2 protein-coding genes are annotated in these 1,243 nt (G+C 54.9%); both read right to left on the minus strand.

The features are described from left to right. Positions 1-965, minus strand: a 965-nt coding sequence (amiB, locus tag R7Z41_RS23970) for an N-acetylmuramoyl-L-alanine amidase AmiB (RefSeq protein ID WP_318141637.1), incomplete at its 3' end; no start/stop codon positions are given. A gap of 18 nt (positions 966-983) precedes the next feature. Next, a partial coding sequence (tsaE, locus tag R7Z41_RS23975) for a tRNA (adenosine(37)-N6)-threonylcarbamoyltransferase complex ATPase subunit type 1 TsaE (RefSeq protein ID WP_318141638.1) occupies positions 984-1,243 on the minus strand: 260 nt, incomplete at its 5' end.

Consider the following 1,243-nt stretch of genomic DNA (forward strand, 5'->3'; position numbering starts at 1 on the left):
TCAGACTGACTGTTCGCCAGCACATCGCCCGCGCCGCCCAGCAGCTCCGACTGTTTCTCATGCTGTTCCAGCCAGCTTGCCATCTCGCTGTTTGCACGACGGTTTGAGAGCACCCATACGGAAGCGCCAGTCGCACTGCGGTTCGGTGCGGCATCAGCGTGAATCGACACGAGGAAATTGGCGTTTTGCTTACGTGCCACATCACTGCGCCCCATCACCGAAATAAAGTAATCCCCGTCACGGGTTAAAACGCCTTTAAACATCGGATCGTCATTGAGCAAAGTACGCAATTTACGCGCGATGGCGATGGTGACATTTTTCTCCCGCGTACCACCGGGGCCGATAGCGCCAGGGTCCTGACCGCCGTGTCCGGCATCAATAGCGATGATAATTTTATCGCCAGTGTTAGCCGTCGCGCGCGCTGCCGGACGCGTTACCGTATTACTGCTGATAACACCCGTAGTGCGGTTACTTTCCGTTTTAAACGGATTGCGCGCCGGTTCGCTGACGCGCGGTGCGACAACCGCAGGCGTTTCAACGCGTTTCGCAACCACGGGCGGCGGAGGAGGAGGTGGCGGCGCATCGGCGTTAATCGTAAAGACGACAGTGTAATTGCTGCCATTCTGCCGCTTCACCGCTTCGGTTTTACCGTTTTCGGTAAGATCGACCACCAGCCGTAGCGTTTGTGCATCTTTAGGCGTTCCAGAGCGAATCGCCTTCACCAGATTATTGCCGCTGAACAACAACGGCAGTCCCTGAATCACGCCCGTTTGTTTGATATCGAGCGCCACGGTGCGTTTGCTTTGATGGCTAAACGCATAATCAGGATCGCCAATAAAACTCAACGTTATCCGCGCCTGTTGATTACCGTTAGAAACCTGAATATCAGAGAGCGTCGCGGCACCCACCGGCGTGCACAGCAGCAGCAGCGTCGCTACCAACCAACTTCTGATGCGATACATCATCCCGCCACCTTTCAAAGGTTAACCGGCTAAACGCGCCAGCAACAATTCACCCGCAGAGGAAACCGCACTCACGCGCGCCTCACGGCCTTGTGCCTGATAATCAATGTGTATTTCGACATCCGGGTCAGGAAGAACACCTGTACCTTGTTGTGGCCACTCCACCAGGCAGATGGCATCGTTGGCAAAATAATCGCGGATCCCCATAAACTCCAGCTCCTCGGGATCGGCAAGGCGGTACAAATCAAAGTGATAAACCATTAAATTGTCGAGCGTATAGG

This window comes from Vibrio sp. 1457, assembly GCF_033340195.1.
GTDB classification, from domain to species: Bacteria; Pseudomonadota; Gammaproteobacteria; order Enterobacterales; family Vibrionaceae; genus Vibrio; species Vibrio alginolyticus.